The sequence below is a fragment of the Candidatus Omnitrophota bacterium genome, assembly GCA_028716165.1.
Taxonomy (GTDB): domain Bacteria; phylum Omnitrophota; class Gorgyraeia; order JABMRG01; family JABMRG01; genus JAQUQI01.
On record JAQUQI010000001.1, the window covers coordinates 20,726 to 46,202 of the forward strand.

Consider the following 25,477-nt stretch of genomic DNA (forward strand, 5'->3'; position numbering starts at 1 on the left):
CTCCCCTATCCGAGTATTATATCCTGCTTTATGTTATATCCTCTTAAAAATTCCGCCGCCTTAAGACAGCGCCTGCCTTCAAGCTGAAGCTCGTCCAGTATAATGGCTGAACCCTTGCAAGAAACCACTAACTCTGTATCCGATACAACCATTACGCGGCCGTGCATAAGCGGGCCGCGGCCGTCTTCCAAAAAGTATTTGCGCGCTTTGATTATCTTCAACAATTTTTTGTTCATAAACGTATACGCGCCGGGCCAGGGCATACAGCCCCGTATCTTATTCAAAATATCGTCGGCGCATTGATCCCAGCAAATAAGCCCGTCTGCTTTCGTAAGCTTCGGCGCGTATGTAGCGCGCGCGCTGTCCTGGGGTATTAACTTTACCATGCCCGACTCTATTCTGTCAACCGTCTTTACGATAAGCTGGGCCGAAAGCCCGGCAAGCCTGCGCGACAATACCACCGCGTCATCCGCGTCAGTAATAACCGTTTCCTCGACCGCTATAATATCGCCCTGGTCTAAAAATTCATTCATAACAATAATGGTGATACCGCTTTTTTCATCTCCATTGATAATGGCCCTTTGTAGCGGTGATGCCCCTCTATAGCAGGGTAGAATTGAGGCATGTATATTGACCGGATACAGTTTCGGAAGAGCAAGCAGTCTTTGGCCGAATATCTGTCCGAATGCTGAAACGACAAAAATATCAGCGTCCAAACCGCGCAGGGCTTTAATAGCAGTGCCTGAATTCACGTCATCAAACTCCATTGTCTCTAACGACAGGGCGCGGGCGCACTCCTTCACAGGGCTTTGGGCCGGCCTAAGATGCCTGCCTTTGTTTCTGCCAGGCTGGGTAACCACGCAGGCAATGCCATGCCTGCCTTCAGCCAATGCCTTAAGAGAAGGCACGGCGAATTCTGATGTCCCGAAATATATTATTCTCATCAACTTATCCGTATAAAAATTTTATACAGGGTCTACGTCTACCGTAAGTATTACCCCGCCGGGTTTCCTAAATTCCTTTAAACAAGCCTTGAGCGATGGATTGAATTCCGCCAGGCCCTTGACCTTTAATATTATATTCCATCTATATTGCCTGCGCAACCTGTAAACCATGGCCTGGCAGGGGCCCAAGAGCTCTATCAACCCTATAGGCCTTTTGCTTAATATATGCGCGGCCAGGGCCTGGCAGGCCCTGCGGGCATCTTCTTCCTTGAAGGAACGCGCACACAAATTAATGATATTTGAAAACGGGGGCAGGCAAAGCTCCTTCCTGAAAGCCAGCTCTCTCTTATAAAAATCATGGTAATCATGGTTCAGCGCGCATTGGATCGCATAGTGATTAGGCATATAAGTCTGTATGATCACTTCGCCCGGGGCCTGTCCTCTGCCGGAACGGCCCGCGACCTGGGTAAGCAATTGAAACGTCCTTTCTCCAGACCTGAAATCAGGCAGGTTAAGCGACGTATCTGCTAAAACAACTCCAACAAGCGTGACCATGGGAAAATCATGGCCCTTGGCGACCATCTGAGTCCCTATCAGCACCCGGGTTTTTCCGCTTGAGAACCTGCTTAATATTTGGGCGTGGGAGGCGCGCTTTTTGGTTGAATCGGTGTCCATCCTGCTTACCTCCAAAGAGGGAAAATACCTGCTCAATTCGCTCTCCACGCGCTGTGTCCCAAAACCAAAATAATCTATATAACCCTTACCGCACGCGGGGCAGATATTAACAGGCTTTTTCTGGAAATTACAATAATGGCAAAGCAGTATGTCCGTGTCAGAGTGAAAATTCAGCGCGACATTGCATTTTCCGCATTTTTCCACATGGCCGCATTTTCTGCAAAAGGCATAGGTAGAAAACCCGCGCCTGTTCAAAAAAAGTATAGCCTGTTCATTGTTGCGGACAATCTTCTCCATGCCTTCAATAAGGGCCCTGGAAAAAATTATTCTTTTTTTTCCGCGCTCCACTATTTCCTGGCGCATGTCAAGTATGCGTACTTTGGGCAATGGCCTTTTTTCTATCCTCTCGCTTAAACAGAGCAGTTTGTAACCGCCCGACACAGCCTTATAGTATGATTCAAGCGATGGGGTCGCGCCGCCCAGCACAACCGCGGCGGAACAAATCCTGGCTCTGATAACTGCCGCGTCAACAGCATGGTATCGCGGCACGTCCTGCTGTTTATATGAAGTATCGTGCTCTTCATCAACTATTACAAGAGCCAGGTTCCGGACGGGCGCGAAAACCGCCGAGCGCGCGCCTACTACGATATGGCATAAGCCATCCGCCAATTTTTTCCATTCATTGTATTTCTGGCCTGATGTCAGGCGGCTATGAAAAACCGCCACACTGTCCCCGAAGCGGGCCTTAAACCTCTCCACCGCTTGCGGCGTAAGCGATATTTCCGGCACAAGCACAATACAACCGCCGCCTTTTTTAAGCGCATTGCCTATAGCCTGCATATAAACTTCGGTTTTTCCGCTTCCCGTAACGCCGTGGAGCAGAAAGACTTCGTGCAAACCGGCATCCACAGCCTTGTTTATGGCTTTAAGCGCGTCAAACTGTTCTTTCGTCGGAGCAAACGCCGATGAAGGCTTTATAGCGCTGTAATCATCCTCCTTGGCCCTGCACTTAACCGAGACATTGCCTTTCTTAAGGCTTGATGGTACCGCCGCGCCCACCACCGAGCCCCACGAACAAAGATAATGCCGCGATATCTCTTTGGTAAGTTGAAGTATGTCTTCACGCAATATAGGTTCTTTATCAATAACCGCCAGAACGGGTTTGACGCTTTCGCAATCCGTCTTATCGGATAATCCGATTACATAACCTATTGTTTTGCGCGGGCCGAAATTTACCCAGACCCTTTTGCCTAAAGCGATATCTTTTCGCGTATCCTCGCCCGCTTCATAATCAAAAGGCCCTTCAACCGGAAGGTTTACAAGAACTTTTGCGTATAAATGATTTTTACCTGTAATATTCACGTATTAAAAACGCCTTTTTTGTTTTTTAAAAATTATCCGGGCCAGCCCGCAATAAAAGCCCTTGCGGCAGGCAACTGCCTCACGCTTTTAACATATCGCGGACATTTTTCATGTCTTCCCAGGCCAGGCGCTTGTCCTGCGGATTACGCAAAAGATAAGCGGGATGAAATGTGCACAGCACATTTACTCCTTTGACCTCGTAAAATCTGCCGCGTAGTTTTGATATTGGCTCCTGGCTTGAAAGTATCGTCTGCGCCGCGAACTTTCCTAAACAACACACAATAACCGGCTTTATAATATCAATCTGCCGCATAAAAAATTCATTGCAGGACGCTATTTCGTCCGGAAGAGGGTTTCTGTTTTGCGGAGGGCGGCACTTAAGACAATTGGTTATATAGACGTCTTCCCTGCGCAGGCCTATAGCCTCTATAATCCTTGACAAAAGCTCTCCTGCTTTGCCGACAAAAGGCCTTGCCTGTATGTCTTCATTAAGCCCCGGAGCTTCGCCGATAAACATAAGCCTGGCATCGTATGACCCTTCTCCAAAAACAATATTTCTCCTGCTTTTGCATAACCGGCACCTGGAGCATTCAAGAACAGCCGCCTTCAACGTATCCATGGCCCGGGCTTTGTCCTGCGCGGTGTAAACATTATGGGCGGTGAAAATGCCGCCGCCGGGCGAGTCGGAACAATTCGCAAAAGGCATAGGCTTAATAAGCCCTGACAGCACGTCATCTGCCATACCGGATTCTTTTTCAAAATCCATATAGCTCTTAAGATCTTTTTCTAAATCTTTGTAGTAACCATTCATCTTTTTAACATTCCAAGCGCCAAACCGGCTATGTCAATAGCGGCAGAAGGCTTGCCTGCCTGCCTTATGCGTTTTTCAAGCTCATTACAGCTGGCAGGATTATGCCGGACATTTTCTATGATCGCGTTTATATCATTCAGGGTTTTCGCCTTAAAACCGATATTATTTTCCGTTAAAAAAAGTGCATTGGCCTGTTCCTGCCCGGGTATGGGATTGAAACATATGATAGGCAGGCCTATTGATAGGGCCTCTGCTACCGTAATACCTCCGGCTTTGCTGACCATAATATCGCTTGCCGCCATAAGCTGTGCCACATCATGGCTGAAGCCCGTTACCTGGATATTTTTCCCCGGGCCCATATCTACAGCGCTTACCTGACTGCGCAGGGCTGTATTATGGCCGCAAACAACTATGACTTGCAGATTAAAAGTTAAGGCGCGCAGGCGTTTCAGTATCTGGATAACCGGGCCAACGCCAAGGCCTCCACGCATCATAAGTATGGTAAATCTGCCGCTGTCCAATCCAAGCCTTGCCCGGGCCTGTTGTTTCAACGTAACAGTTAAAAACTGCTTTCTTACCGGAATGCCCAGAGGCATAATCTTTTCCCGCGTAACGCCCATGTTTTCAAGGCCTAAGGCCGTTTCGTTTGCGGCCACCGTGTAAATGTCAACGCAATCTGATATCCAGTAAAGATGAGGCATAAAATCAGTAATAACATTTATAAGCCTGGATTTTATCAAACCCTTTTTCTTAAGCCTTGATATAATATAGGGGGCAAAAAAATGGGTTGAAACAATAACGTCAAAGTTTTCTGCGCGCAGAAACTTAGCAAGCCTTTTTGAATTCGCGATATTGGCAATCATCCTGAACAATGAGGCAAGCACGAAGAAAAATCTGATATTTAAAAGCCTGTAAAAAAATCCCCAAAGCCAGGGAAACTTTTTTATCATTATAATATATGTCCTTTTATAAAAAAACTTAAAAAACCTGGTCGTGTAATTCAATGAATCAATAGGCATTACCAGGACATCTGCTTTATAATAAAGCAGGCTTTTGTATATAGCCTCGGCGGCCTTCTTATGGCCGTCTCCAGCAGAAGCGTATATAACAAGTATTTTTTTCATATCATTACCCCATATCTGTATCATATCCTGACACCGCTTTTTCGCGGAGCAGGAAACACCTGCAAGACAAAATCGGTTTTCAGGGCCTTTTATGCGCGTCTACCGCGCGCCTTACACTTTTTATATGTTCCGGCGTCGTGCCGCAGCATCCTCCGATAATATTGGCGCCTTTCTCAATAAGAGAAATCGTGTGCTTGCCAAAGCATTCGGCAGTCTCGTCATATACGATCCTGTCCGATTCCATTCTCGGCATTCCCGCGTTTGGCTGGGCTATAATGGCTGACGCTTTCTGCTCTTTTATCCCTAAAACAATATCCGCCATATCAATGCCGGTGACTGTGCAATTGGAACCTATAATATCAGCTCCCGCTTTAACGGCCTGTTCAACGAAACAGGCTATATTTATGCCTGATGTTGTTTTAAAGCTTTTGTCCTTTAACCGCTGAAAAGTCATGCTGGCGATAACAGGCAATTTCGTATTATCCTTCACGGCAAGTATAGCACAGTTTAATTCCTGCATATCGTAAAATGTCTCTAATAAAATAAGATCAACCCTCGCGTCTTCAAGTGTCCGCGCCTGTTCGGCAAAAATATTATACATCTGGTCAAACTCAATATCTCCCACAGGTTTTATATATTCTCCGCTGGGGCCTATATCACCGAGCACATAGGCCTTGTCCCGGGCGGCCTGCCTGGCAAGTTCGGCAGAAATCGTGTTTATCTGCCGCACCTTGTCCTGCAGGCTAAACCTCTTAAGCTTCAACCAGTTGGAGCCAAAAGTATTTGTTGTTATCATATCGGCTCCTGCCTGTATATAGGACTTGTGTATATCAAGCAGTTTCTTATGATTTACCATGCCCCAGTAATCCGGGCATTCCCCCTCTGGCATGCCGTTTTGCATAAGCATAGTCCCCATCGCGCCATCGCAAACCAATACCTCTCTGATAAGCCTTTTTTTAATATCCTTCATTTTAAGCCTCCTGCCGGAACCCTTTCGGCAAAAAAAGTTATTTATGGCAGCGACAAAGGCACCGGAGCAATTTACGCTCTGCCAGGATTATGTCTTTTACGGAAGAATATAAATTCCTTGACACAAAATCAGGATTAATGCTCCAATCCTTTATATCTTTTTTTGAACAATATCCCGACAGAACGGCTATTGTCTTCAGGCCAAAGGCACGGCCTGCAAGCATATCCCTTTCCGTGTCTCCTATAAAATAAGAATTCTTTCTGTCAAAGGCTATCCCTGCCACAGCCTTTTTAAGCATTCCTGTTTTTGGCTTACGGCATAAACATCCGGCATCAGGGTGATGTATGCAATAGCATATCTTATCAAGCCGGGCGCCGCTTTTGGCAAAGCCTTTTGTCATCTTTTCCGTAATCCGTTTTAAATCCTCTCCGGTATAAAGGCCCTTGCCCACCCCGGTCTGGTTAGATATTATCATAACCAAAAACCCCGCCTCATTAAGCAGTTTTACGGCCCTGCGCGAACCAGGGAGAAATTTAAATTCCGAAGGCCTTTTTACATAATCGCGGTAAACGGGATTTACATTAATCACTCCGTCCCTGTCTAAAAATACTATTCTTTTCATGATCCCTATTTTTCCTTTTCTTACGGCTTTTAAAATATCGGTTTTACCGCCTTTGACAGCCATAGCTTATATATCTCTTTGGTATAAATCCTCCACGGCCTCCACGGCCATATCCACGCTTATATTGTTAAGGCATTTCAAATCATCGCATGCAGGCAGATTAAAATTTTTATAGCAAGGCGAGCACGGTAAAGACCTGTCTCTTAATATAATATATCTGCCGCAGTCAGGATACGGGCCATAAACATTTTCAGGAACCGGGCCGAATATGGAAACTGTCTTTGTCCCTGTCGCGGCAGACATATGCAGTGGGCCGCCGTCATTGGTAAGCAAAACCTTGGCGTGCTTTAAAACCGCCACAGATTCCATAAGTGAGCACCTGCCGCACAGATTTACCACCGCGGGGACTGCCTCTTTTATAAAATCGCATAACTTGCTCTCGTCAGGACTGCCCAAAAGCACTATCTTAAGCGGTAATTTGCCTGCTAACCGCGATACGGCGCTGGCGAATCTTTCAATAGGCCATCGCCTCCTGAAAGCCGTCAAGCCCCAACTCGCGCCGGCGCCGGGCATGACACATAAATATTTATCCGTTAAATCCATGCCGCAAGAGCGCAACAGGCTGCCGGCTTTCCTAATGTCCTCTTCCAAGACGTAGACCTTGGGTATTGCCTGTAAATCAATTGCTGGATTTAAAAGAGCCAGTAAACTCTTATGGTAATCTACCACATGCCTGCCGCAATATCCATTCGCGATCTCAACCTTATCGGTCAGAAATACGCCTCTGTTTTTATAGTTGTAACCTATCCTGCGCCTGATACCCGCAAGCATGGAAAAAAAACTATATTCCCTGGCCATGGAAAAGTCAAGCATCGTGTCAAAGCGTTCTCTTCCTATGCGCCTGAAAAGGCGCCAGGCAGAGGCTATGCAGGAGGTTTTTGACAATTGCCACAACCGGCGGTATTCGTCTTTTTCAAAAACAAACACCACGCCCACGCTCGGGTCTGAAAACAAAATCGGAGCAGTCCTTTTATTACATAGATATCCGATATAACTGCCGGGAAAAGCTGATTTTATAGACTGAATAACCGGCGTGGTAAATATTACATCACCTATGCCAAACGGGTTTATTAGAAGTATTCTTCTATCCTTTGCCCTGGCCACATTATTTCTTTCTGTTTAAGGCGCTTATGCAGGCAACGCAATCGGCCGCCTGTCTGCAATCAACGGAATCCGCCTCCTGGCAGCTGATCTCTTTCCAGTAATTATTCGCCAAAGCCGGTTTCGTATTTTTATAATACGCCGCGCTTTCTATCTTAAATCCCGACAAAAGCCTTTTGACGGCTGGCGTATCATAAACGCGCTGGTGTTTGTTAACGCAAAAAATCCCGAAAGGCACCGTCAAGACCAAAAGCCCTTGCGGTTTTAACACCCGGCTTATTTGGGCCATTGCCTTTATATCAGGCTCTGACGTCATGCCCTTGGGGTCATTATAAAAACCTATGCCTATATGCTCAATGGTTGAGATGCAGGTCACGGCGTCATAGCTGTTGTCATCAAAAGGCAGATCAAGTATATCCCCCTGGACAAATCTGAAATTCGGCACGCGGCAAGGATAATGCCGGAAATCAAAACCCGTGACATCATAACCAAGGCCTGCCATAAACAGGGGCAGTTCGCTCTCCATGCATCCGACGTCCAGGACCCTGCAGGGCGCGGGCATAGCGCTTATCTGTTTTATAGCAAACGGTATTTCAATAACACGCTCATTTAGTGTCGCGCTTTTTATAAAAGCCTTCCTTCGCATCCGCTTAAGATCAAACCCGCGCTTGTATTTTAAAAACACGGGCTGATTAATAAAATAATCCATCTGTTCCATGTTCACTCCTTCAGCATCAACCTGGCCTGTTCAATGACCTCTTCAGGCTCAAGCTCGCTGAACGTTTTGTACAAAACAACATGGCCCTTGCCGCAAGGAGACCACCTGCGCGGGTTTGAGCCATTTGCCTTTCTGTTAAACAGCGCCAGCACTCTTGTCCCGGAACAAGCGGCTATGTGCATCGGCCCGTTATCGTTTGTTATAAAAAGATCGGCGCATTGGAATAAAGCCGCCAGGCCTTTAAGGTCAAAAAATCCGCACAGGTTATAAACGCCCTGTCCGGAATCTGCCGCTATCCGGTCGCATAAAGCTCTTTCTCCGGCATGGCCTATCAAGACTATGTCCGCGGCCTTGGCATAAGCCAAAGCCTTAATTATAACAACAAATTTTTCCGCGGGATATATCTTATACGGATTACTGCTTCCCGGATGAATTACGATTACCTTTCTGTCCCCGGACAAACCCTGCTCTTTTAAGATGGCGCGCACGCGGGTTAATCTCTGCGGCAGGAAAGACATGGAAGGCAAGATACCGTCTCTATAAACATCAACAGCCCTTAATAGCCGCAGATTATACTCTGCCTCATGATACTCCGCTTCGTCGCGTTTATCTGTAACTTTCGCGTTTAAAAGAAATCCCCATTTTCTGTCAAAACCCACCCTGTATTTTATGCCTGCCAAAAAAACTGCCAGATGCAGCAGCTTATGAGGATTTAGCACAACAGCCATGTCAAAAGAACCGGCCTTCAGCGTCCACGCCAATCTAAGGGCTTTAAAAAAACTCTGGTTACAGCCTATGGTGCTAAAAATAATAACGCGTTCAATATCCGGCCTGCCTGTAATAATATCCTTTGAATAATCGGATGTGACAAAACTGATTTTCACGCCCGGAAAACTCCACATCAGAGCGTCTATAACAGGCGTGCAAAGCAAAACCTCACCTATCCTGTCTGTTCTGATTATCACCGCTTTCTTTATATCTCTGATAATGCCGCTTTTATTCATCTGTCCGGTTTACCGTTTTTGGCCAAATATAAAACCTGTCAAAAGGCCTTAATGTTCTTATGCCTTGCTTCAAGCACATCAGCGACAGCTTCTACCGCATCATCAACTGAAATCAGATCCATACATATATTCTGGGCGCAATCAGGCATATAGCATCCTTTGCAGGATATGTCCCTTCGTATCCTGACAACCTTTTCTTCTATGCCCGGCCATTTATCATCCGGCCAGGCGCAGCTGCAAAGTATAACAGACGCTACCCCCTGAAGCGCGGCCAGATTGGCCGGTAAGGCGTCTATGCCCACAAATAAAGAGGCCTTTTTTATCAGCGCGGCCATAACCTGAAAAGAACATTTGCCGCAGGCATTTATTATATCAACTCCGCTTAAGGCCGCCATCTCATTGATTTTACGCTTATCGCTTTCATCTCCAAGCAATACTATCCTGGCATTATACTGCTCGCGAATAACCCGCGCGAGAGCGGCAAATTTTCTGTCAAGCCAGTTTTTAGACGGGCAATCGGCAACCGTGTGCATTACCGCTACAAAATCTCCGTTTTGTATCCCGGCATCGTCAAGAATACTCCGTGCTATGCCCTCATTTGCGGCTGATATATATAATTTCGGCTTATTTTCAGTAATTCCGGCACCCAGTTCTTTCAATAGGTTTGAACCTTGCTCTATATTGTGCAGGTAAGGCATATACTGGGCTTTCTTATGAAGCAGGAACCCTCCTCCCATGGCCCCATATCCTATCCTGAATTTGATACCGGCCAAAGCCATAAGAAATATATGCCTGATATCTCCCTTAAGATCAACGCCAATGTCATATCTATGGCCTTTAAGCTCATTTGCCAATTTTAGAAATCCCGTAAGGCTGAACTTATTAGTATTTCTTTGGCAAAGCCATGGAGCGTCATAACATATAATTTCATCAATGTGGGGGTTATCAATAACGGCATCGCGGGCAAAACTATTAGTCAGCATGGTGATCTTAGCGCCCTTGTAATGCGCCTTTAAATTCAATGCCGCCACGGTTGAAAATATTACGTCAGATATATCGTCTAACCTTATAATAAGTATATTGCCTACGTTTCCGGGCCTGGTTTTCTTAAAAAGTAAAAAAGGCAAAAAAATAAACCCTCCTATCAGGTCAAACAGAAACATAAAAAAAATACCCGCCCTGTTTTTAAATATATAATCCATTCGCGATAACTCCATCCTTATACGATACCGTCAGAAAACGGCCTGCCTAAATCCTGAATCTTAACAATGTCCACAGGGCCATAAAACCGTCTTTCCACGTGATTTTTTTCCCTTCATGATACGGCCTGCCTTTGTATGATATAGGCTCTTCAATGATCTTACAGCCTTTCCTTAAAAGCCTTGCCGTTATTTCAGGCTCAATATCAAAACGGTCCGACCTAAGCCTAAGAGCCTTGAATATATCCGTCCTTATCAGCTTATAGCAGGTCTCCATATCAGTAAGCTTTGAACCGTATAAAATATTAGTGGCCATAGTCAACGCTCGATTAACAATAAAATGCGGCAGTGACGTGCATCGCCAAGTTTTTAAAAAGCGGGACCCGTATACTATGTCAGCGCCGCCGGCCAATGCCGCGCGCAGCAGCAACTTATAATCCTTTGGGTCATATTCAAGATCTCCGTCCTGTATAATAGAATAATCCCCTTTGGCATATTCCAAGGCTGTTTTTACGGCAGCGCCCTTGCCCTGATTTTTTTTATGATAGATAATCTTAACGCGGTCCAGACTGCCGTAATACTCATCAAGTATGCGCCTTGTCCCGTCTGTTGAGCAATCATCAACAAGAATGATCTCCTTGTCAATGTCCACTCGCCGGACATCTTCAATGATCTTACGAATAGTCTTAGACTCGTTATAAACCGGTACCAAAACCGATAGTGTTGGCATATTATGCCTTATTGTTTAACCCTTAGCGCGTATTCATAACGCATTGGGCTGTCATTCCAATATATATCAAGATCGGCAGGCAAAGGGCGCTTAAGCTTTTTTGAGCCTGCGTCAGCGCCAAGAAGCGCGTAAGCGGTCTGCCTGTCGTCTTTTCCTTTACCGATAAAATGTATATCCAGGTCAAGATAATGCCCGGGAGGGCTGGCGGATATTATCTCCTGCCGCCATTGGAGCATTTTCTTATACGATATGCCATACGCGTAATAATGCCCTCCCGCCCTTTGGAGAAATACCAAAGTAAATACTAATAATATAAGGGTTGAAGATATGCCTGCCGCGGCCAAAACCCTGCCCCAGGACTTGTGCCATAGTCTGGAAACGGCAAAACCCGCGATCACGGCATGGGCCGGAAAAAGAATTATAAAATAATGCGCCGGAGTGCGCACCCTGCAGAACATAAACCCTGCTGTCAGGACAATAACAAGAAAACCCGATATCTGCACAGGTATGGGCATAGCCCCGCCGCTATCAGGGCTTTGAGCGAACAACCTGCGGCCTTTAAAAAGCCATGAAAGATAATTATAAAATCCGAATATAAAAAACCCGGGCAGGGCCAGGGCAAACGCATACAGCGGCCAGCCGGCATGGCAGGCCGCTTCTTTCAATACTGCGTTAAAGTCATATCTAAAATAAGACCTGAAAAACTCAAAAGAAGACATGCGCAGGTGCATGACAATAGCCTTCCATGGAAAATCACGGTCCGGCGATACGGCATACGAAATAAACCTCTTAAGCTCGCCTTCAAAAAACAGATGAAAAAAATAGGGCACGAACAAAAATAATCCCGCGCAGGCGGCTGCCATTAGCACCCTCTTGTCTATCGCTTTGCGATATACATAAAAAACTATTGCCAAAGCCGGCAATATAAAGAAACCCGACATATGCAATCCGCACGCTAAAATAACGCACATACAGCAGAAGAAAAAATCGCGGCTCAGGCGGTATTTGATAAACCTGCAAAGGCATAGATTAAATAATATCATAGGTAATGGCAAAAGGCATTGCGCCCATATATTGTTTGAGTAAATTATATAAGCCGGAAGAAGGGCCAATAAAACCCCGGCGGCCAAAGCATGCACAGGCTCCAAATAATGATAAAAATACCGCATCGCTATGGCCATTGCCGCAAGATTCACCAATAAGAAACATAATGTGAGCAAAAAAGGATCTTCAGTAAACCAGGTCAATATCCCCATTACCTGAATAAAAAGCTGGGGATTATTTATTCCAACCCCTGAAGGCATTCCATGGGTTATTAAAAAGCAAGCCTGCCTTGCCGCATGCCCCAGGCTTATGGCGTCAAGCTGGTCGTTCTTAAACTCAAAAAATGATAATTGATAAAACCTTATTGCCAGCCCCGCGGCAAAAAAAAGGCACAATAAAATAATATGTCTGTTGGGCCTTAACTTCATATCGTAAACGACCTTTCAGTTTCCCCGGCCGGCAAAAAAGCCGAAAGGCATAGCAGGCTCAAAAGCGGAATCAGGGGAACATAATACCTGGCAATACCCAAAATCAAAAGATGCGGCAATATATACGCTAAAGAAAACACGAGTATAAGCATAATAACAGGGCCCCTCTTATACCCCTTGAAAGCGCCTATTACGGAAAAGGCTATAAGCGGCAGGGACAATATAAAATTCATGCATGAGGCGGCATGCGTCCGGCCCTGAAACCAAAATCCTAAAAAATTAAATAATACGCTTCTTAATAAAAACGGCGCCGATGAGGCGTATTCAGCCATTGCCTTTTTGAATACAAAACTGTCAAACATTACCTCGTCGCGGGCAGATAAAAAATATTGAAAAAAACCATCCCTGAATTTCAGGCCCAATCCTTGGGCCATTATAGCCTGGCAGTCTGTCGCCTCGTCCATTAGCTGGCGGTATTCCCTGCCCGAGAATATGTTCTTGTTTATATACATTCCCTGATAGGCCGTCGTCCCTTTAATTGTCATAGCAGGCGCGAATTTACCAGTGACATAATAATTTCTTATCACCCAGGGCGAATACACAATACATGCTGCGGCGACAAAAAAAACTGAAGCGAGCGCCGCCCGTTTTAAGGCATCCTTGCCGCGCTTATATATAAAAAAAACCGGTATAATAAAAAACGGAAACAACAATAAAGTGCTCTTAACAAGCAGGCTTGCGCCGAGCGCGCAGCCTGCCGCGGCATAATACCAATAACCGCGGCCCGTCAAAGCCTTATACGTTAAAAAAACCAATAAAGCTGAAAAAAAAGCCAGCAAACACTCTACCCCCGCCCTTGATTCTGAAAATACTATGGCCGGGTGTAATAAAAAAATAACGGGCGCCGATACAGTCAAGGCGATGTTCTTAAACATGCGCCGTGCCAGATAAAAAATAATGCACGCCGTTAGAGCTGACAAGAATATATTAAATACCTGGGCGGCGGCAAGGCTTGGGCCGAAAAACCGGAACAGGCCTGCCAGTATCATCACATAGCCGGGGCCCCTGACAAGCGTTAAAGCCGTATCAGGATAAAAACGATACCCGCAGCCGTTGATCAGATTAATCGCTATCCTGTGATAATCATCTGAAAAATCGGCAATATTATATAGGCCCGGAAACAGGCTGTTTATTTTAGGCAGTGCCGCCAGCACTATCACCAGCTTTATCAATAATAATACCGTCAGCAATATTAATATGCCCGCGTTAGCGTTTAAACGGTTGGCTTTATAATCAGCGGTTGCCATATTGGCCTGTTTTAATATTATAAGCGGACACTAAAATACCCGTAATCAGCCAGAATGCCGCGTTGAGCTGGACTGAATAAAAGTTTGTATCAAGCCCGCTCTGCGACAGAAAAGCAAGCAGGCCGGACAATAGGCCGGCCATAAGGAAATCCGTCTCATCCCTATCCCTGCCAAGCGCCGATAAGGCCCTGCGAAATAAAGTAAATACTACCCACAGAAAAGTCAATAATCCAAATATCCCCATCTCCGCGGCCATTTGCAGATAACAATTGTGAGCGTACATATGGCCTGTCCACACAGTCTTGTTTTTATATGTCTCAAAGCACCTCATGAAAGTATTCAGGCCGTGGCCAAATACCGGGCCGGCCTTTATCATGTCAACCACATCCAGATATGTCTTTGTCCTGTTTTGGAACATCTCGCGTATTGAATCAGGCGCTAATCTTAGCAAATCCAGATTTCTGCCCGGAACAAAAGAATATACTATGGCCAAGCCGGCACAGGCCAAGAGCAGGATAAAAAGCGCCTTTTTATCCACAAGAAATAACAGGAATATCACGCCAACGACAGCGCCTAAATACGCCGCCCTTGATTTGGTTAGTATGACAGATAGCGCGATAAACCCAAACAGGCATAATAGCCCGAGAAAGCGCGCATCCTTCATTGTGTATTTGCCGGCGCGCGATATGGTTTTTGCCCCTCCAGCCAGGACACCCGCGGTAAGAAACAGCGCCAGGAGCAGATATCCAGCCAGGTCATTGGGATGATTAAATGTTGACGTTATTCCGTCTCTTATCATCTGCCTGGCATATATAAAATCATAACCGCCGGTTACATAATACTGCATGATGCCATTAAGGCATATAAAGCCCGCCGCGCATAAAGCGGCTTTAACGGCCATTTGGAGATGGGCCTTTTTGTTTATAACCTCAATCACAATAAAAAACAGGACAATGCCTTCAAGAAATTTGGAAAAAAACGCGCGCAGGCTTATCCCGAAATGCACGCTTGCCGCGACTGATAATAATCCTGCCGCGATATAAAAAATCAACGGGACATTGAGAATACTGGCGGGTATGCAAAGATTTCTGCCAAAGGCCCTTTTTATAAGCAATAATATCAGGCTTACGAAAAAACATATTTCAACCCACGCCTTACCGATGGGGAACATGAATATCATCACATAAAGAGTAAAACGGATGAGGCTGTTGATTTTTTCCATGAAAACTATATTTCGTGGTTCCATCTAAATTTTAAACCCCTTTACCGCGCAGGATCGTAAGGAATGTCCACCATATTATATTCATATCAAGCCCGAAAGACCAGTGGTTCATATACCAAATATCAAATCTCACCCACCTGGCAAAGCTAAACTGGTCCCTGGCCTTTATCTGCGAAAGCCCTGTGATGCCCGGCCTTATGGAAAGCCTGCGCATATTCTCAACCGTATATTTTTCTACCTCTTCGGGCAAAGGAGGCCTGGGGCCTACAAGCGCCATATCCCCTTTTATAACATTAAAAAGCTGGGGAAGTTCATCAAGGCTAAACCTGCGTAAAAACTTGCCGATACGTGTTACCCTTGGGTCTTGCGACATCTTAAATATTACACCGTCTTTGACTTCATTCTTTGGCAAAAGGCCTGTTTTCATGCCGGCAGCGTTGAGGATCATGGAACGGAATTTATACAGATTAAACGGGGTATTTTTAAGCCCTATCCTTCTGTCTATATAAAAAACAGGGCCTTTGGAATTTATCTTGATAAAAACCGCTATTATAAAAAATACGGGTATAAGCGCTAAAGAAAGAAACAGCGCCGCGGTAAAGTCAAACAGCCGCTTGAAGGCAAATTCGGCCGGGTGATGCCTCCTTTGCCTGTAGGTAATAAGCGGTATAAGCCCGAGATAGCCAATACCCAGGACCGGCAGGGGCTCTTCAAAGTTTTCCGGCACTATCCTTATGCCCATGCTTATGTCCTTGGCCTGCCTTATAAGGTTAGACACCACTTTTCTTTCGGAAGGTATAGTGACAATGGCATCTTCAACAAAATACTTTTTGGCAACAGCTTCAAATGCCGATATAGGGCCCAGAACACCCATACCTTCTATGGGGCCGGGCTTATTATCATCCAGGAAACCTACTACATTGAAACCAAGATAGGGGCTTTTTTTTATCTCATTAAGGATGGCCGAGCCTATCCTTCCGGCGCCGACAATCAGGACATTGACATTATGGAAACCCTTAATTATCAAATGCCTAAGAATAAGTTTTTTGACAAGCCTCCAGCCGCCCAGCGCGATGGAAAAAAGCGCCGAGCTTACAAAAAAGACCGTGCGCGTGAAAAAATTATATTTGGCAAAAAATATAATACACCCCATCAGTACGCTGGAGAACAAGACATTAACAAATACCCTATACATCTCCTTCGGGATGGACAGCGACCTGTCGGTAACATAAAGATTATTCTTTTTAAAAAGAAATACAACCAGTATACTCCATAGGATAAAAACAAAGGTATGCTCCTGCAGAAAAGGCAGATTAAGGCCGTAAGAGATATCGTGGCCAAAATTACACCTAATAACATAAACCGTGTAATACACAAAAGACATCGCCACAAGGTCTAAAAAAATATAAAACGGGTATATTTTTTTATTTATCTTAAGCATGCCCGCGCCTCCTGTTGGTAAAACCGGACATTTCCTTGAGCGCTATTTTTAAAAAACCGATACCGTCCTGATAATATCTCTTAAACATCGCCGCCGGTTCCTGCAGGCACCTATAAAACCACTCAAGCCCCGCAGTCTGCATCAGTAAAGGGGCGCGCGTCGTCTTTCCGGATAAGATATTGAAAGCTCCGCCCACGCCTGCCGCGTAGCGCAGTCCGGGCACTTTTTTATATATCTCATATCCCAAAAGCTCCTTTTGGGGCGAGGGAAGAGCAATAAATAATACCTCGGCGCCGCTTTTTCTTATATCCTCTATTATCAAAGATTTATCTTTAAAAAAACCATTATGGCTTCCGGCTATAAAGGAAGCGGGAAATCTTTGTGTCAAAACAGAAACAGCGCCTTTAAGAGCCGCTTCTTGAGCGCCGAGAAGGTATATGCCAAGCTTTTTATCCCGCGAAGCGGAGAAAAAACTATCTATGACATGCAGGCCGCCGAAACATCTGCCTGTCCGTATGCCGCAAATCCTGGCAAGCCATTCTACCCACTTGCCGTCAATGGAAAACACGCACTCATCATCCGAAAGGATAGTTGAAAAATCTTTATTGCCATATAGCAGATTAATCTTTCTGATATTAAGGAATATATTAAAAACCCTTTTCTTCCCGCTAATGACCATATCCCTTATTTCGCCAAGGCCATAACAATCAACAGGGATATGAAAAATATATTTTCGCATAAATAGGCCTGCCGGAATTTTAAATAATGGTTTCCATTATTATAAAATACGATTATAAACAATTAGTGTTAGTGTAGTATATCATAATAAAATAAATTATAGCAATAACAAAACCATCCAGCCTGACATATATCAAACGCCATGCGGTAAGCGGCCGGTATTATCAGGTATCAATCTTTCAGCTTAAAAAGATTGAATGCTCTCCACCAGAAATAATCACCGTTATAACGGACTTTATATTTTTGGACAAAATCATTGAAGCCGCTTATGCCCGGCAGCCAGTCTTTTTCGGGCGTTTGAAAACCTATCTTATCTCTGCGCCATATTATTTGCTCCGGCACATGGGCTTTCAAAGACATCCTTAGTATATATTTAGTCCATCCATTGTGTATTTTATAAGCCGGCGGCATATTAAGGGCATATTCAACAAGCCTGTAATCGGTAAACGGGGCTCTTGATTCAATTCCAAAACGCATGGAATTTCTATCCTCATACCTTAAAAGCTGCTGCAGATTAAACCTCGTCGTGTCATTGTATAATGACTCGCCTAAGCAAAGGCTGTATTTTTCCCTTATAACATTTAAAGCGAAATTCAGGTCAAAACGGGACCCTAACATAGACTCTATTGTCCTTATCTTACCGCGCCAGGCCGCGCGCAAGAAAACGCCGGGGGCGGCTGATAATATCATTTTTAACAAATTCTTTCTGTAAGAACCGTATCCGGCGAATAGCTCATCGGCTCCCTGGCCGTCTAAGACAACCTTGACATCGCGGGCGGCCCGCCTCATGATAGAGAATTGAGCATAAGACGACGTGGAAAAAGACAATTCATCGTGGGTTGATAAAAAAAGCTCCAGATCCCGCGATAAACCGTCTTTGCAAGGATACACATATTCGCCGCAAGCATTGGCATGCCTTATCATCGTATCAGCCCACTTCGTTTCATCTATATCACCGCCGTCCTTGTAAGCGGCTGTAAACGTCATCTGCCTGCCTTTTAAAATATCAGACTCCCTGCAATGGGCTTTTATAAGCGCGCTGATAATACCCGTTATTGCCGAGCTGTCTATGCCGCCCGAAAGACAGGTGCCTACAGGCACATCCGAACGAAGCCTTAATCTTACGCTGTCACGCAATATCTCACCTGTGTTTCGGGCATATTCGGATACCTTTGAGGCCTCAAGAGGCTCTTTGCTTCTATTAAAGCCAGGGTCCCAATACCTGTGGATCTGCGGCTTTAGAGACGTCATATCCAATAACATGCTGTTGGCAGGCTCCAGCTGATAAATGCCTTTATACATGGTCTGTTTTGAAAAATCGGAAACACCGAAAAGCATGAATACGCCCGTAACAGAGTTGTCCCATTGCCTGGATACCGATGGTATTTTAAATAAAGTTTTTATTTCAGAGGCGAAAAAAAATCCCTGTCCGTTACGGCAATAATACAAAGGCTTGACACCAAGCCTGTCCCTTGAAAGAAAAATCCTGTTATTGGATTTATCAAAAATACAAAACGCCCAGTCGCCGTTAAAGTGTTCAACGCATTCCCGGCCCCACCTTTTATAAGAGGCTAATATTACCTCTGTGTCACTGCGCGTCTTAAATTCAAATCCGTCGCCGGTCAATTCCTGCCGCAGTTCTACGTGATTATATATCTCTCCGTTATATACGATATGAAGGTTGTCATTGTCATAACTCATCGGCTGGGCAGAGCGGGCGGATAGGTCAATTATTGCAAGCCTTAAATGAACAAGGTCAAGGACATTGCCGCATGCGGCATTAAATCTTCTGCGGCCGCAGCCATCAGGGCCTCTGTGCCGCAAAGAGGCTTGCGCGTTATCCATATCAACACTGTGAAGGCCTTTTTCTGTAATAGCCCCGAATATACCGCACATAATATCACCTCATAGCAGGGGAAGGGACAATACCGGCAAAATATTCATATGCCTTTTGCAGTTTATCAAAATTTTTATTCCAGTCAGCTTCATTCCGCGCTATATCAAGATTAACCGCGCTCATTTTTTTTCTTAAAGCCTCGTCCCCAAACAGCCTTACCACATTACAAGCGAATGCGTGTTCATCTTTTATAGGCGAAATAAGCCCGTTTATTCCGTCCTTGACCCATTCCATGTTTGCCGGCACATCCGTGACAATTACCGGCATGCCGCAGGAAAAAGCCTCAAACAAAGACTGCGAGGTCCCGTCACTTAATGATGTTGAGATATAGATATCGGCATCATTTAAATAGCTTGGCATTTCATGATTGGGAATAGGGCCTGTAAAAAATATAAAACCCTCAAGCCCCATATCGCGGACCAGGCTCTTTAACCTGCTCTCTTCGGGCCCGGAACCGGTTATTATCACTCTGGCAAGCGGTTCATGCTTAAGTATATCGGGAAAAGCCTTTATTATAAGATCTATATTATAAACATAATATAAATTTCTGGTTGATATCAAAACCTTTTTCCCTTCAAGGCCGAGCTTTTTCCTGAAACCAGAAGACCTGTTGTCCTTGTTAAAAACCTTAGGGTCAAGTCCGTAACGAAAAAAGATAAAATGACGGTCTTGGCGTCCGGCCAGCGACTTTACTTTGGTTTTTACCGCCTGGCAGTCGCAGATAACGGCATCGGCCTGCCTTAATGAATACCGGACCACCTGCCGGCATATCCAGAACATGTCTGGGTGCCGCAAAACATCACAGCCCCAGGGCATGATCAGATGCGGATGAAAGCCTGAAAGAGCGGCTAAAAAACCGTCTTTCCAGATAAACCCGCTATGAATAATATCCGGCTTTATTTGCCTGATAATATTTTTGAAATCCCGGGTTTTGGCAAAAAATAAAAATTTCTGAATACTGTGAAAATATCTGGGCCTGCGGTGTATTATATTAAGGCCCTTGTCCTTAAGAGACATTATATTCTGCGGCAGGTCACCGTCCAAATAGGTGACCAGATATGCCTGTGAAAACCTATTTGTCATTTCACGCAGTATCTTATAATCATGTATCGTCAAAACGCTTGATACAAAGCATACTCTCATCTATTAACGCTCCAATTTCTGTATTTCATTATCCCTTCGCGCAACCGCGTGTCCGCGCTCCACGATAATTGCTTGACGGCATCTTCAAGGCCTTCTATATTTCCAGTATAATCATCAGGCCTTTGTTTCGATCCGTCAATTTTTATGGTGGAATCGGATGATAATACGTCCTTAACTAAAAAAGCGAGATCTTTTATTGAAACAGCTTCACTGCTTGACAGCACAAAGGTCTTGTTCGCGGCGGCAGAGCATAAGGCCGCGGCACAGCCTCTTGCTATGTCTTCGGCATAGGTAAAATTCCTCTTTTGCCGGCCTGAACCGTGTATTATTATATCGTCATTATTTAAAGCCTTTTTGACAAATATGGAAACGACGTCTTCTCCCCTGCTTCCCGGCCCGTAAGCGGTGGCAAAGCGTAATATGGTGTAATCAAGGCCATAAAGAAGGTGATAATTTTTACACAGCATTTCAGAGGCAAGTTTAGTCGTGGTATATATGTGGCCCTGTCCGCCGCAGATATATATACTGCTGGCAAATAAAAAACGCCTGACACCGGAATTCCTGCACTCTTCCAGAAGATACGCCGTGCCCATTATATTGGATTCTATGGTTTCAATCGGATTATCCTTAACAAAGTCAATATTTGAGAAAGCGCCTATATGATAAACAATGTCCTGGCCCTTAACCGCTCCGGCTATATCATGCCTGGAGCGCAAATCGCCTTTTACAAATTCCGCCCTGTCTTGATACGGATTTTTAATGTCAAAAATCCGAACCTTATGTCCTGCCTGAATCAGCGCGCCGGCTATATGACTGCCTATAAAACCGCTACCCCCTGTTACGAGAACATTCATATACAGCCTCCTTTAAAGACGCTACTATATATTCCAGTTCGCGCAGCGTAAGCCCGGGATACAAAGGAAGGCATATGTGACGCGCGCATACATAATCCGTGACAGGAAAACTGTCACTTTTTTTATTATCCATTTTTTCAGGGTATTTGCCAAATACCGGCTGGCTGTGGCAGGGATGCGAATACACTTCTCCCGGAAGGCATATATCATATCTGTCTTTTAATAACTGCTTAAGCCTGCCGCGGTCTATTGCCTCGTCAATATAGACCATATATTTATAATAGGCCGAGATAACCTCATCCGGTATCTTGACAAGGCTTATGCCGTTTAATCCCGCCAGGTTTTGATCATAAAAACGTGCTATATTGCGCCTTTGTTTCAATATCCATTCAGATTTGGCCATCTGCCTTATGCCAAGCACCGCGTGTATTTCGCTGAAACGCCAATTATCTCCAAACTCCACGTGAACATTTTGTTTATGATCTGCCTTGCCGTGCTCTCTAAGGACAATGGCCTTACGGTATATCTGTTCATTATCCGTGGTAAGCATGCCGCCTTCGGCAGTGGTAAAAACCTTGGTAGGATAAAACGAAAAAGAACCCGCCAGGGCGAGAGAACCTGCCATCTTGTTTTTAAAAACAGCCCCATGCGCGTGCGCGGCATCTTCTATCAAAAAGATATTATTCTCTTGGCATATACGCTTTATCCTGTCAAAATGAGGCGAAATAATGCCTCCGATATGGACAACTATCACAGCCTTGACGCGCGGAGTTATCTTTCTTTCAATATCATCGGGGTCTATCTGAAAATTTTCTTTCTGACACTCGGCAAATATCACCTTTGCCCCTGCCTTGACAACAGCGATAGGGGTCGCCATATAAGTATTGGAAGGCACTATGACGCTTGAACCTTCAACCCCTATGGCCCGTAAAGCTATTTCAATAGAGCTGGTGCCGGAGTTGGTAGCAACAGCATATTTGGTATTACAAAACCTTGCAAACAGCTCTTCAAATTCAGCGACTCTGCCATTCATGGTAAGATGACCGCTTCGCAGGACCTTTTCTATTCCGTCTTTTATAAACCTGATATCACTTTCATCATACGGAACTCTCAATATAGGAATATTCATTTTCATGTTCACGTCCTTATGTTTTGCTCTCCGCAGGCCTTATGTTTGTTTTGTTTTTAAAAATCTTTGCCCGCTAACCACTTTACGCCCTCTGCTTACAACATCTGCTCTATCTGGATCATTCTTTTCCAAAAGACTATTAAGGTAAAAATTCTGTTTTTCGACCCATGTTTCAAATTCTTTCTGATCAGCAAATCCATCAACCTTAATAAGAGAATTTCGATAAATCATATCATCTGTTTTTCTATCAGGATTCCACCAAAGATTTTCTTTCATAACCTTTCTGTAAATTGGCGTACCAGGAAGGGGTGCCAAGATAGCTACAGAAAAACTATCAGCTCCTGATTGTGCAGCAAACTTGATTGTATCTTCCATCTCTTTCCTCGTTTCGCCAGGGTATCCAACAATCCAAAATGTATGGACAATAAGACCTGCCTCTTTAGCATTTTTTATCGCAGGCTTTATTTGTTCAAGCTTCAAATTTTTTCTAATAATATCATCTAGGACTCTTTGCACGCCACTTTCGCATCCAAGGGTAACCTGATAGCATCCCGCCTCCTTCATTTTCAAAAACATATCAAGCTGCCTAGCTAAATGATAGTTAATCTTTATCCCATTGGGCGTACACCATGGTATTTTTAATGGCCCTATCAAATCACACAACTACATTAAATGCTGTATGTTTGCTGTCAATGAATCGTCTTCAAACTGCACCTCTCCTATGCCATACTGCTTGATACCATTTTTTATTTCAGAACAAACATCCTCAGGATCGCGCCAACGAATATTATTTCCCCACATCGCGGGGGTTGTGCAGAAAGAACACCTTTCAGGACAGCCCCGTGACGTCATGACATTGAGCACTCTCTTGGAATATGCCTGAGATGAATGGAATAAGCCAATTCTAAAATATCCTTCCATGTTCATTAAATGCCTTGCCGGATGCGGCAGCTGCCGTATATCAACCTTATTTTTTGCTGTAGGTTTATTTATAACAATCCCTTGCTTGTTTCGAAAAACTAATCCCTCCATATCTGCGGGGTCTTGATTATTCAATAAAGCCTTTGCCAGTTTAGCAAACTGGAAATCTGATTCTCCTATCATTGCATAGTCAATGTTTTTATCGTTCAAATCATGGGGTATATTCTCTGCTTGGCTGCATGCCGTAGCAAACCCATAATCTCGAACTGCATTAGTAATATGATTTCCTCCCAGCACAACCCTAATATTTGGATTTATTCCTTTGACAATCCTTGCAACTGTGTGCGCGTGTTCTGATAGATTTGAAAAAAGAACGGAAATCCCGACCAAATCAGGTTTTAAGTTGGAAATATAACTAGCAACAGATTCTTCAGGCTCTCCAATTTCAACCATATTAGTACCGACCAGCGGGACCTGTCTGCCATATCCTTCTAATGCCGTGTCACGAACATGTACTTCATATCCCTTTTGCTCTAAAACAGCGGCAAGGTATCCAACACCAAGACTAGGCTGTATCCTGTTTACCCCACCCTTCATGCCTTTTAGATTAGGCGTAATTAATAAAATTTTACGTTTATTCATTTTTAGCCAGATTTTCGTCTTTTGTTTTACTTATATCCTTTTACCCTTACATTTTTCATTAATATTAAAGAACTCATCTACTAAATGTTTTGATAGATTGGAATTTATTATCATCTCCTTGCTCTGATGATAAAAATATTCCCAGTGCGCCTTGCTGAAATCATGCCCCGACGCGGCCAGGTCATGGTATATCTGCGTCCCATAATACGGCGCTACCACGCTTAAGCTATTGTAATCGGCATTGATTTCTTCAGCTAATCTTATCGTCTTTTTGACGTCCTCATCCGTTTCGCCGGGAAAACCTATCATAAAATACGCTGTCAGGGATATGCCCTCGTTTTTTATAAGAGAGACCGCTCGCTTTATCTGCTCTATAGTAATTCCCTTTTTTATCCTTTTCAGTATCTGATCGCTCCCGCTCTCAACGCCTATCTTGAGCCTGGCACAGCCGGACTTTTTCATAACGGAAAGCATTTCTTTGTCAAGCCTGTCCACGCGGGTATCGCACACCCATTGGGCATTGAGCCTTCTGGACATCATGCCTTCCAGAATGGCGCAAGAACGGGCCTTGTTCAGGGTAAAGGTATCGTCCTGAAAACGGATCAGTGACACATTATGTTCCTTTACCATATACTCCAATTCGTCAAGCACATTGCCGATACTTCTATACCGGACCTTTCTCTTCCATATCTTCGGAGAAGCGCAATACGCGCACCTGAAAGGGCATCCGCGCGAAGTTATAACAGCTCCCGTGTCAATATACCCATCGCCTACTAAGAAACCTTTTCTTTCGGGAAAAGGCAAAGCGTCAAGATCTTCTATAAACAGCCGTTCTTCATTGTTTATAATGCGTTTGCTTTTATCGCGATAGGTCAGACCTTTTATTTGTGACAGATCCCGGCCCTCAAGTATCTCAAGCATGGTATATTCGCCTTCCCCCCTGCACACATAATCATAGGCATTGCAACTCATAGTCCCTTCAGGGTCAAGCGATGGGTGTGTGCCTCCGGCGATAACCTTGATCTTCGGATTAAAAGCCTTGGCGATAGAAGCGACATTTTGGGCGTTCTTATACGTGCCCGTATAAACCTGTATCCCCACAATATCGGGATCAACAGACTTTATCGCGGAAGCGACCTCACGCCATATAGGATGATTACTATCATTAAGAGTCGCCTTATAATGGTCAAAATTGGCAAAAAGCTTTCTCTGGTCCAGGTAATGTGAATCGTTATAAAAATCCGCGTTATATATGACGGCTTCATGGCCGTTCTTTTTTAAAAACGACGCTATATAGGAAAGCCCGAGATCAAGGCCGTTATAATGGCTTCCCATTAATCTGTAAAATGGCGGCGCGATTAAAAGTATCCTGGACATCAGGCTCCTCAATA

At 44.6% G+C, this 25,477-nt stretch carries 23 protein-coding genes; all 23 read right to left on the reverse strand.

The genetic code is table 11. The annotated features are described in order from the left end of the window. Positions 1-5 precede the first annotated feature (5 nt). The 23 genes from fmt to PHV77_00210 all read right to left on the reverse strand — a co-directional run bounded on the left by fmt (position 6) and on the right by PHV77_00210 (position 25,463). Complete coding sequence (fmt, locus tag PHV77_00100; GenBank protein MDD5503701.1) at positions 6-944, reverse strand: methionyl-tRNA formyltransferase; 939 nt, start codon at positions 942-944, stop codon at positions 6-8. A gap of 21 nt (positions 945-965) precedes the next feature. Continuing rightward, positions 966-2,981, reverse strand: coding sequence for a primosomal protein N' (priA, locus tag PHV77_00105; protein MDD5503702.1), 2,016 nt, complete (start codon positions 2,979-2,981; stop codon positions 966-968). Positions 2,982-3,060: 79 nt separating this feature from the next. After that, a complete protein-coding gene (locus PHV77_00110) occupies positions 3,061-3,792 on the reverse strand; it encodes a uracil-DNA glycosylase (GenBank protein ID MDD5503703.1) in 732 nt (243 codons plus the stop codon). After that, on the reverse strand, positions 3,789-4,940 hold the full coding sequence (locus tag PHV77_00115; protein ID MDD5503704.1) for a glycosyltransferase: 1,152 nt from the start codon (positions 4,938-4,940) through the stop codon (positions 3,789-3,791). The genes PHV77_00110 and PHV77_00115 overlap by 4 nt, the downstream gene beginning before the upstream one ends. 55 nt (positions 4,941-4,995) lie before the next feature. Continuing rightward, positions 4,996-5,886 carry a homocysteine S-methyltransferase family protein gene (locus PHV77_00120; GenBank protein ID MDD5503705.1) on the reverse strand — a complete coding sequence of 297 codons (891 nt, stop codon included), beginning with the start codon at positions 5,884-5,886 and terminating at the stop codon, positions 4,996-4,998. A gap of 37 nt (positions 5,887-5,923) precedes the next feature. Next, positions 5,924-6,571, reverse strand: coding sequence for an HAD family hydrolase (locus tag PHV77_00125; GenBank protein ID MDD5503706.1), 648 nt, complete (start codon positions 6,569-6,571; stop codon positions 5,924-5,926). A 3-nt stretch (positions 6,572-6,574) separates the two neighbouring features. Next, on the reverse strand, positions 6,575-7,672 hold the full coding sequence (locus tag PHV77_00130) for a glycosyltransferase family 9 protein (protein ID MDD5503707.1): 1,098 nt from the start codon (positions 7,670-7,672) through the stop codon (positions 6,575-6,577). 1 nt (position 7,673) lies between these two features. After that, the gene (locus PHV77_00135; GenBank protein MDD5503708.1) at positions 7,674-8,387 is read right to left on the reverse strand and encodes a class I SAM-dependent methyltransferase; all 714 of its coding nucleotides are present in this window, start codon (positions 8,385-8,387) and stop codon (positions 7,674-7,676) included. A 2-nt stretch (positions 8,388-8,389) separates the two neighbouring features. Continuing rightward, positions 8,390-9,391, reverse strand: coding sequence for a glycosyltransferase family 9 protein (locus PHV77_00140; protein MDD5503709.1), 1,002 nt, complete (start codon positions 9,389-9,391; stop codon positions 8,390-8,392). Positions 9,392-9,429: 38 nt separating this feature from the next. Then, positions 9,430-10,593, reverse strand: coding sequence for a glycosyltransferase family 9 protein (locus PHV77_00145; protein MDD5503710.1), 1,164 nt, complete (start codon positions 10,591-10,593; stop codon positions 9,430-9,432). Positions 10,594-10,639: 46 nt separating this feature from the next. After that, complete coding sequence (locus PHV77_00150; protein MDD5503711.1) at positions 10,640-11,320, reverse strand: glycosyltransferase family 2 protein; 681 nt, start codon at positions 11,318-11,320, stop codon at positions 10,640-10,642. A gap of 8 nt (positions 11,321-11,328) precedes the next feature. Beyond that, positions 11,329-12,792 carry a hypothetical protein gene (locus tag PHV77_00155; protein MDD5503712.1) on the reverse strand — a complete coding sequence of 488 codons (1,464 nt, stop codon included), beginning with the start codon at positions 12,790-12,792 and terminating at the stop codon, positions 11,329-11,331. After that, positions 12,789-14,099 (reverse strand): glycosyltransferase family 39 protein, encoded by a 1,311-nt coding sequence (locus PHV77_00160; GenBank protein MDD5503713.1) that lies wholly within the window; start codon positions 14,097-14,099, stop codon positions 12,789-12,791. The genes PHV77_00155 and PHV77_00160 overlap by 4 nt, the downstream gene beginning before the upstream one ends. Next, positions 14,086-15,345, reverse strand: coding sequence for an O-antigen ligase family protein (locus tag PHV77_00165; protein MDD5503714.1), 1,260 nt, complete (start codon positions 15,343-15,345; stop codon positions 14,086-14,088). Before PHV77_00165 ends, PHV77_00160 begins: the two co-directional genes overlap by 14 nt. Before the next feature lie 7 nt (positions 15,346-15,352). Further along, positions 15,353-16,762: a sugar transferase gene (locus PHV77_00170; GenBank protein MDD5503715.1), complete on the reverse strand. Its 1,410-nt coding sequence runs from the start codon at positions 16,760-16,762 to the stop codon at positions 15,353-15,355. Further along, positions 16,755-17,501, reverse strand: a complete 747-nt coding sequence (locus PHV77_00175) for a WecB/TagA/CpsF family glycosyltransferase (protein ID MDD5503716.1) — start codon at positions 17,499-17,501, stop codon at positions 16,755-16,757. The genes PHV77_00170 and PHV77_00175 overlap by 8 nt, the downstream gene beginning before the upstream one ends. A 170-nt stretch (positions 17,502-17,671) precedes the next feature. Next, positions 17,672-19,396, reverse strand: coding sequence for an asparagine synthase (glutamine-hydrolyzing) (gene asnB, locus PHV77_00180; GenBank protein ID MDD5503717.1), 1,725 nt, complete (start codon positions 19,394-19,396; stop codon positions 17,672-17,674). A 4-nt stretch (positions 19,397-19,400) separates the two neighbouring features. Further along, on the reverse strand, positions 19,401-20,540 hold the full coding sequence (locus tag PHV77_00185; GenBank protein ID MDD5503718.1) for a glycosyltransferase family 4 protein: 1,140 nt from the start codon (positions 20,538-20,540) through the stop codon (positions 19,401-19,403). Next, positions 20,537-21,394, reverse strand: coding sequence for an NAD-dependent epimerase/dehydratase family protein (locus PHV77_00190; protein MDD5503719.1), 858 nt, complete (start codon positions 21,392-21,394; stop codon positions 20,537-20,539). Before PHV77_00190 ends, PHV77_00185 begins: the two co-directional genes overlap by 4 nt. Next, positions 21,369-22,529, reverse strand: coding sequence for a DegT/DnrJ/EryC1/StrS family aminotransferase (locus PHV77_00195; protein ID MDD5503720.1), 1,161 nt, complete (start codon positions 22,527-22,529; stop codon positions 21,369-21,371). Before PHV77_00195 ends, PHV77_00190 begins: the two co-directional genes overlap by 26 nt. A 33-nt stretch (positions 22,530-22,562) precedes the next feature. Beyond that, positions 22,563-23,177, reverse strand: a complete 615-nt coding sequence (locus tag PHV77_00200; protein ID MDD5503721.1) for a radical SAM protein — start codon at positions 23,175-23,177, stop codon at positions 22,563-22,565. Between the two features lie 9 nt (positions 23,178-23,186). After that, positions 23,187-24,086, reverse strand: coding sequence for a radical SAM protein (locus PHV77_00205; protein ID MDD5503722.1), 900 nt, complete (start codon positions 24,084-24,086; stop codon positions 23,187-23,189). A gap of 30 nt (positions 24,087-24,116) precedes the next feature. Further along, the gene (locus PHV77_00210) at positions 24,117-25,463 is read right to left on the reverse strand and encodes a radical SAM protein (GenBank protein MDD5503723.1); all 1,347 of its coding nucleotides are present in this window, start codon (positions 25,461-25,463) and stop codon (positions 24,117-24,119) included. Between the last annotated feature and the right edge of the window lie 14 nt (positions 25,464-25,477).

Excerpts from the sequence above, each read along its gene's own strand:
- fmt (MDD5503701.1), bottom strand. The coding sequence starts at position 944 with ATGAGAATAATATATTTCGGGACATCAGAATTCGCCGTGCCTTCTCTT.
- PHV77_00110 (MDD5503703.1), bottom strand. The coding sequence starts at position 3,792 with ATGAATGGTTACTACAAAGATTTAGAAAAAGATCTTAAGAGCTATATG.
- PHV77_00115 (MDD5503704.1), bottom strand. The coding sequence starts at position 4,940 with ATGATACAGATATGGGGTAATGATATGAAAAAAATACTTGTTATATAC.
- PHV77_00120 (MDD5503705.1), bottom strand. The coding sequence starts at position 5,886 with ATGAAGGATATTAAAAAAAGGCTTATCAGAGAGGTATTGGTTTGCGAT.
- PHV77_00125 (MDD5503706.1), bottom strand. The coding sequence starts at position 6,571 with ATGGCTGTCAAAGGCGGTAAAACCGATATTTTAAAAGCCGTAAGAAAA.
- PHV77_00135 (MDD5503708.1), bottom strand. The coding sequence starts at position 8,387 with ATGGAACAGATGGATTATTTTATTAATCAGCCCGTGTTTTTAAAATAC.
- PHV77_00140 (MDD5503709.1), bottom strand. The coding sequence starts at position 9,391 with ATGAATAAAAGCGGCATTATCAGAGATATAAAGAAAGCGGTGATAATC.
- PHV77_00145 (MDD5503710.1), bottom strand. The coding sequence starts at position 10,593 with ATGGATTATATATTTAAAAACAGGGCGGGTATTTTTTTTATGTTTCTG.
- PHV77_00150 (MDD5503711.1), bottom strand. The coding sequence starts at position 11,320 with ATGCCAACACTATCGGTTTTGGTACCGGTTTATAACGAGTCTAAGACT.
- PHV77_00155 (MDD5503712.1), bottom strand. The coding sequence starts at position 12,792 with ATGAAGTTAAGGCCCAACAGACATATTATTTTATTGTGCCTTTTTTTT.
- PHV77_00160 (MDD5503713.1), bottom strand. The coding sequence starts at position 14,099 with ATGGCAACCGCTGATTATAAAGCCAACCGTTTAAACGCTAACGCGGGC.
- PHV77_00165 (MDD5503714.1), bottom strand. The coding sequence starts at position 15,345 with ATGGAACCACGAAATATAGTTTTCATGGAAAAAATCAACAGCCTCATC.
- PHV77_00170 (MDD5503715.1), bottom strand. The coding sequence starts at position 16,762 with ATGCTTAAGATAAATAAAAAAATATACCCGTTTTATATTTTTTTAGAC.
- PHV77_00175 (MDD5503716.1), bottom strand. The coding sequence starts at position 17,501 with ATGCGAAAATATATTTTTCATATCCCTGTTGATTGTTATGGCCTTGGC.
- asnB (MDD5503717.1), bottom strand. The coding sequence starts at position 19,396 with ATGTGCGGTATATTCGGGGCTATTACAGAAAAAGGCCTTCACAGTGTT.
- PHV77_00185 (MDD5503718.1), bottom strand. The coding sequence starts at position 20,540 with ATGAGAGTATGCTTTGTATCAAGCGTTTTGACGATACATGATTATAAG.
- PHV77_00190 (MDD5503719.1), bottom strand. The coding sequence starts at position 21,394 with ATGAATGTTCTCGTAACAGGGGGTAGCGGTTTTATAGGCAGTCATATA.
- PHV77_00195 (MDD5503720.1), bottom strand. The coding sequence starts at position 22,529 with ATGAAAATGAATATTCCTATATTGAGAGTTCCGTATGATGAAAGTGAT.
- PHV77_00205 (MDD5503722.1), bottom strand. The coding sequence starts at position 24,086 with ATGAATAAACGTAAAATTTTATTAATTACGCCTAATCTAAAAGGCATG.
- PHV77_00210 (MDD5503723.1), bottom strand. The coding sequence starts at position 25,463 with ATGTCCAGGATACTTTTAATCGCGCCGCCATTTTACAGATTAATGGGA.